General features: G+C 36.5%; 6 protein-coding genes. 5 read left to right on the forward strand and 1 reads right to left on the reverse strand.

Features of this window, described 5'->3' with window-relative positions; translation table 11 throughout:
• Positions 1-7: 7 nt before the first annotated feature.
• The 5 genes from LB465_RS16725 to LB465_RS16745 all read left to right on the forward strand — a co-directional run bounded on the left by LB465_RS16725 (position 8) and on the right by LB465_RS16745 (position 4,995).
• Positions 8-484, forward strand: a complete 477-nt coding sequence (locus LB465_RS16725) for a nucleoside deaminase (protein ID WP_224471067.1) — start codon at positions 8-10, stop codon at positions 482-484.
• 93 nt (positions 485-577) lie between these two features.
• Positions 578-1,420 carry a pseudouridine synthase gene (locus tag LB465_RS16730; protein WP_224471068.1) on the forward strand — a complete coding sequence of 281 codons (843 nt, stop codon included), beginning with the start codon at positions 578-580 and terminating at the stop codon, positions 1,418-1,420.
• Positions 1,421-1,705: 285 nt separating this feature from the next.
• Complete coding sequence (locus tag LB465_RS16735) at positions 1,706-3,109, forward strand: arginine decarboxylase (RefSeq protein ID WP_224471069.1); 1,404 nt, start codon at positions 1,706-1,708, stop codon at positions 3,107-3,109.
• 46 nt (positions 3,110-3,155) lie between these two features.
• Positions 3,156-4,031, forward strand: a complete 876-nt coding sequence (gene speB, locus LB465_RS16740; RefSeq protein WP_224471070.1) for an agmatinase — start codon at positions 3,156-3,158, stop codon at positions 4,029-4,031.
• Positions 4,024-4,995 carry a deoxyhypusine synthase family protein gene (locus LB465_RS16745; protein WP_224471071.1) on the forward strand — a complete coding sequence of 324 codons (972 nt, stop codon included), beginning with the start codon at positions 4,024-4,026 and terminating at the stop codon, positions 4,993-4,995. Before speB ends, LB465_RS16745 begins: the two co-directional genes overlap by 8 nt.
• 66 nt (positions 4,996-5,061) lie before the next feature.
• On the opposite strand, the gene LB465_RS16750 is transcribed toward LB465_RS16745, so the two are convergent.
• A complete protein-coding gene (locus LB465_RS16750; RefSeq protein ID WP_317198450.1) occupies positions 5,062-6,594 on the reverse strand; it encodes a glycosyltransferase 87 family protein in 1,533 nt (510 codons plus the stop codon).
• Positions 6,595-6,609: the final 15 nt, after the last annotated feature.

Here is a 6,609-nt window from a genome sequence, read left to right on the forward strand (position 1 = left end):
AATTAATATGGAAAAAGATCATAGCTATTTTCTGAAAAGAGCTATTCAATTAGCAGAAGAAGGAATGGATAAGGGTCAGGGCGGTCCCTTTGGTGCTGTAATTGTTAAAGATGGCGAAATTATAGCTGAAGCCAATAACATAGTAACTGCGAGCAACGACCCAACAGCTCACGCTGAAGTTGTCGCGATTAGAAAAGCCTGTAAAAAATTGCAGGATTTTCAACTTGAGGATTGTATTTTGTATACTTCCTGCGAGCCCTGCCCAATGTGTTTAGGCGCCATTTACTGGGCTCGTCCCGAGAAAGTATATTATGCCCTCACGAGAGAAGATGCCGCTAAAATTGGTTTCGACGATCAGTTTATTTATGATGAAATAGCATTGAAGATGGGCGATCGTAAAATTCCTTTTGAAAATCTAATGCGCGAAGAAGGACTTCCGGTTTTTCAAAAATGGGAAGCTAAGGGAGACAGGGTTGATTATTAATCATTAATTTTCAATAATGAGTTGCATAAAATCTTTCAATTAAATAGAATGCCACTATAAATCAATAGAGTACCTTTGCAAAAAATTAGCGACATGAGTAGAAACGATAAATCTAAAGGTGGAAAAGTTAGCGGAAGACAGGGTGGTGGTTCAACCAAAAAGTCTTCATCCCGCGGCAATGCGCCTATAAAACAGCAGCAGTCGGCTCCTAAAACCCCTTCCAAAACCGATGGAATTCGTTTAAATAAATATATTGCCAACGCAGGGATTTGTTCCCGTCGTGATGCCGATATCTTTATTTCTGCCGGAAATGTAACCGTTAATGGAAAGGTTGTAACCGAAATGGGTTATAAAGTAGCTCCAACCGATGAGGTGAAATTCGACGGAAGAAGGGTGAATCCCGAAAAGCCAGAATATTTTATCCTAAATAAACCAAAAGGAGTTTACGTAACGGGAAGCACCGAAAAAGGAGGGAAAACCGTAATGGATATTATGGCAAAAGCTACCAAAGCAAAACTTGATCCTGTAGGAAAATTAGATACCCAGGCAATGGGACTTTTAGTTTTTACCAATGATGGAACTCTGGCCAAAAGACTTGGGAAACCCAGAAACGGAATCAGACAAATTTACCAGGTTAATCTAACCAAGCCAATTTCTGTAGAGCATTTAGAGAAAATTAGAAACGGGGTGATCCTGGAAGATGGGAAGGTAAACATTCAGGATATTAGCTTTATTGCCGATAGACCTAAGAACGAAGTTGGTATAGAAACCAATAGTACAAAAAATCATATAATTCAACGACTTTTTAAAAGTCAGGGTTATGAAATAGAAAAGCTGGATCGTGTAGTTTTTGGCGGACTTACCAAGAAAGACCTACCAAGAGGCCGATTTAGAAGGCTTACAGATCAGGAAGTTATAAATTTAGGAATGCTTTAAAAAAAGTGATTCCGTATCAAGTTTTTTAATATTTTTGAACCGGATTAGGATTTTCCTTCTCCGGTTTTCTATTTCGAATATTTAATGCACACAAATAATTGACAGGAGTTTATAATCTAAACAACGGGCGGTACTCACCGCATCCGAACATTCTATATTTTGAGACCCTTTCAGGCTTCAAATCAGTTATTTCCAATCATTTTCTTAACATTAATTTACCAGTCATTTCTTTTGGTGCGAAAAATTAATGCCTAAATTTTTACCTTTAATATATAAACCAATCATTTGAAGACTAAATACAGCGATTTAATAAACCAGACCTATTATTTTCCCCAGGAAGAGTTCACTCTGGAAGGCACCGAATTAAAATTTCATGACATAGATTTAATGGAGCTTGTTAAGCAATATGGCTCTCCGTTAAAATTTACTTATCTGCCTAAAATTTCAGACAATATAGGAAGGGCAAAAAAGTGGTTTGCAGATGCCATGGCAAAACACGATTACAAAGGGAGCTATAATTACTGCTATTGTACTAAAAGTTCTCATTTTCAGCATGTTTTAAATGAAGCATTAAAAAATGATATTCATATTGAAACCTCCTCGGCTTTCGATATAAATATTGTGGAAGAATTAAAGAAATCTGGAAAAATAACCGACGATACTTTTGTGCTTTGTAATGGTTTTAAGCGAGACCAGTACGTAGAAAATATTTCACGTTTATTGAATAATGGCCATAAGAATTGCATTCCGATTATAGATAATTACGAGGAAATTGATCTTTTAACTGAAAAAATTGAAGGGAAATTTCCTATCGGAATAAGGATTGCTTCAGAAGAAGAACCAAAATTTGAATTCTATACCTCAAGGTTAGGTATAGGCTACAAGAACATTGTGCCTTTTTATAATAAGCAGATAAAGGAAAACGACCAGGTTAGCCTTAAAATGCTGCATTTCTTTATCAATACAGGAATTCGTGATACTGCTTATTACTGGAACGAATTACAGAAATGTTTACGCGTTTATGTGAATTTAAAGAAAGTTTGTCCTGAATTGGATAGCTTGAATATTGGCGGAGGATTTCCGGTGAAAAACTCGTTGCATTTTGAGTATGATTATGCCTATATGGTAGACGAGATTATAAACCAGATTAAGCTTTATTGTGAGGAAGCCGAAGTTGATGTTCCTAATATTTTCACTGAATTTGGAAGTTTTACCGTAGGAGAAAGCGGCGGTGCGATCTATGAGATTTTATACCAAAAACAACAAAACGATCGTGAAAAGTGGAATATGATTAATTCTTCATTTATTACCACTTTGCCAGATACCTGGGCCATAAGTAAGAAATTTGTTATGCTTCCGGTAAACCGTTGGAACGATGAATATGAACGCGTTTTACTTGGTGGTTTAACCTGTGATAGTGACGATTATTATAATTCAGAGCAGAACGTGAATGCCATTTACCTACCGAAGTATAAAAAAGATAAACCGCTTTATATTGGGTTTTTTAACACGGGGGCGTACCAGGAAACTATTGGAGGTCACGGTGGTTTGCATCACTGTTTAATTCCGCAGCCAAAACACATTCTTATAGATAAAGATACAGATGGAAATATAGAAACCAGTTTGTTTAGCCCTGAACAAAATGCCGATGATATGCTTAAAATACTGGGTTACAAGGAAAACAATTAATTTTTTATAAATTTATATAACCAACAACAACCAATTTAGCATTACAATGAATAAAAAGAATTACGCCGGAATACCTGATAAATATTCGCGTATTGATGACGCGAAAGTGGTATTAATCCCGGTTCCTTACGACGGAACAAGTAGCTGGCAAAAAGGGGCAGATAAAGGACCAGAAGCTTTTCTTGAGGCTTCAGAGAATATGGAACTTTATGATATTGAAACAAAATCTGAAGTTTATAAAAAAGGAATTTATCTAGCACCGCCAGTAACCGAAGATTCTTCGCCAGAGAAAATGGTAGATACCGTTTATAAAACCGTAAAAAACTACATAAAACAGGAGAAGTTTGTTACTATTTTCGGGGGAGAACATTCTGTGTCCATAGGTACTATTCGGGCGTTTAATGAGAGTTTTGAAGATCTTACCATAGTGCAATTAGATGCGCATGCCGATCTTAGACCTGAGTATGAAGGTTCAAGTTGTAACCACGCTTGTGCAGTTCACGAGGCCAGTAAGAAAGCTAATTTAGTGCAGGTTGGGATTCGTTCTATGGATGTTTCTGAAGTTGAACATATGGACGAAAACCAGGTTTATTTTGCCCACGATCTTTATGAAGACTGGCAGGAGGATGCTATTGGACAAATGACGCCAAATGTTTTTATTACCATAGATTTAGATGCGTTTGATCCTTCAATTTTACCATCTACAGGAACCCCGGAACCGGGCGGACTTTTCTGGTACGAAACGCTGGAATTCCTAAAAATGATGTTCAAGAAGAAAAATGTTGTAGGATTTGACATTGTAGAACTTTGCCCGAATAAAAACGAAAAATCATCAGATTTTCTTGCGGCTAAGCTTTATTATAAGATGTTGAGCTACAAATTTAAATACCAAAATTATAACGAAGAAGACGAAGATGAGTAAAGGTGCGATTTCCCAATTTATAGAAAAATATTATTTACATTTTAATTCCGCAGCACTAGTAGATGCTGCAAAAAGTTACGAAAAGCAACTTGAAGGAGGCTCAAAGATGTTGGTTTCCTTAGCCGGTGCAATGAGTACTGCAGAGCTCGGCAAAATCTTTGCGGAAATGATTCGTAAAGACAAAGTTCATATTGTTTCCTGTACCGGCGCAAACCTCGAAGAAGATGTAATGAATTTGGTGGCTCATTCCCATTATAAAAGAGTTCCGCATTACCGCGATTTGACCGCTCAGGATGAATGGGATTTATTAGAAAAAGGTCTTAACCGGGTGACAGATACCTGTATTCCCGAAGAAGAAGCTTTTAGAAGAATTCAGAAGCATATTGTAAAAATTTGGAAAGATGCCGAAGCCAATGGCGAACGCTATTTCCCTCATGAATTTCTTTACAAATTATTACTTTCCGGGGTTTTGGAAGAGCATTACGAAATAGATCTCAAAGATTCCTGGATGTATGCCGCAGCCGAAAAGAATTTACCAATGGTTGTTCCAGGATGGGAAGATAGTACCCTTGGGAATATTTTCGCTTCCTACGTGCTTAAAGGCGAATTAAAAGCAAGTACAATGAAGTCCGGGATTGAATATATGACTTTCCTTGCAGAGTGGTACACCAATAATTCTAAAGAAGGAATTGGTTTCTTCCAGATTGGTGGAGGAATAGCCGGTGATTTTCCTATCTGTGTAGTACCAATGTTATATCAGGATATGGAAAGAACTGACACTCCTTTTTGGAGCTATTTCTGCCAAATCTCAGATTCTACAACCAGTTATGGTTCTTATTCTGGAGCTGTACCTAACGAAAAAATCACCTGGGGAAAATTAGATATAAACACTCCCAAACATATTATAGAAAGCGACGCAACCATTGTCGCACCCTTAATTTTCGCTTATTTGCTGGATATGTAATTAACAAAGAATTATTAGAGATTGAAGCTGTTCGATACTACAATTAATGTATTATTGAACAGCTTTTTATTTGTAATACGGAAGTCTGGAAAGTAGGTTTGGTTGAAATATTTCAAGCATAAAAATTCCTATTACAATAATATATTCGGCTGCAGTAAGCCAGTAATTCTCCTGAAATTCAGCACTAGCATAAGCCGAATAACTTAGCATCACTAAAAATGACCAAACAAGGGCAAACCTGTATTTTGTAAAAACCGAAAGTAAAAGTGGTGTGGCAATATACCAGGGATGTACTGTAGTTGATAGAAAAAAGTAGACTGAAACTCCCAAAAGCATGGTAGTTAGTAATTTTTCAATGGAATTATTTTTTCTAAAAAAAGCTAACCCGGCAAGAATCAGGATCACAATTAGCGGCAAGATCTTCCCTGCAGTTGCAATGATGTTGTAGCCTTTCAGTTGAAATCCAATCCATCTGATTATATAATAAACACTTGCGTTAAACTCAAATTTCTGAAACCAAAGCGCGATACTGAACGAAAAATTAGAGATGAATTCTGAAGAAATAAAGGGAAGAAAACTTACTAAAACTGTTACTCCTACTATTGAATAATAGAGCAGTAATTTTTTGAAACCCAACTTTGGCCCTGGTTGAGCCTGACTTTCAGCCACCGTATTATTATCTTGACTTTCAATCTTTCTTTTCCTTGAAAAATAATTCCATAAAAGGGGTAAGAACAATAATGGCAATAGTTTTAATGAAACAGAAATCCCCAGTAAAACCGCGCTCCAAATCCACTTTCTTTGATGTAATAAATAAACAGACCAGATCAGGGAAAAAAGCATCACGCCTTCAAAATGAAGGTTTCCGGTGAGTTCTATAATGATAAAAGGATTCAAGATAAACCAGAAAATCGGGTAAGGTGGCAGGTTTAATTTTAGCAATAATTTTCTACCAAAATAAAGAATTCCTAGATCGGCTAAAATAATAAAGCATCGCATCGCGATCACAGAACCCAAAATACTTTTTCCTCCTAAAAATGCAGAAATAGTAAATAACAACTGATTAACCGGCGGGTAGCTAGTGTAATTTCCGGCACTTAAACTGCCCATTCCCTGTATTAAAATATCTTTATGCCCCGAAGCAGGCTGGGAGTCGTTGGGGACCGATAAATAAGGATTTATTCCGTCCAGAATTAACTGTCCGTCCCAGATAAAGCGATAGAAATCTTGCGAAAGGTTTGGGGTGGCTGCAATAAAAACGAGTCGGAATAAAACTGCGATTCCGGCTAACAACCAGAAATTATTCTTTTCTAATTGAATAAGCTTAAAACTGATAAAAAACAAACCGGTATAAAGACTGATTAGTTTTATAAAATCAGCACGGTTTAGATCGTAAGCGAAAGACCAATAAAATGCAATTCCTGTTAAGATTAGGAGAATGGGAAACTTATGATTTTTAAGGAAATCTTGCATTTTATTTTTATAAACGTCATCCTGAGACCTGTGATAAAAAAAATTACCTAGCGTAGGATTTTGACGTAATTTTATTGGTAAATATAATGAACCACGAGTTAACCGATATAAGTATAGTGTTTTCATACCTGTTCCTGAGTA

Source organism: Salegentibacter lacus (assembly GCF_020164555.1).
In the GTDB taxonomy this organism is placed as follows: domain Bacteria; phylum Bacteroidota; class Bacteroidia; order Flavobacteriales; family Flavobacteriaceae; genus Salegentibacter; species Salegentibacter lacus.

Excerpts from the sequence above, each read along its gene's own strand:
- LB465_RS16745 (WP_224471071.1), top strand. The coding sequence starts at position 4,024 with ATGAGTAAAGGTGCGATTTCCCAATTTATAGAAAAATATTATTTACAT.
- LB465_RS16750 (WP_317198450.1), bottom strand. The coding sequence starts at position 6,594 with ATGAAAACACTATACTTATATCGGTTAACTCGTGGTTCATTATATTTA.
- LB465_RS16725 (WP_224471067.1), top strand. The coding sequence starts at position 8 with ATGGAAAAAGATCATAGCTATTTTCTGAAAAGAGCTATTCAATTAGCA.
- LB465_RS16730 (WP_224471068.1), top strand. The coding sequence starts at position 578 with ATGAGTAGAAACGATAAATCTAAAGGTGGAAAAGTTAGCGGAAGACAG.
- speB (WP_224471070.1), top strand. The coding sequence starts at position 3,156 with ATGAATAAAAAGAATTACGCCGGAATACCTGATAAATATTCGCGTATT.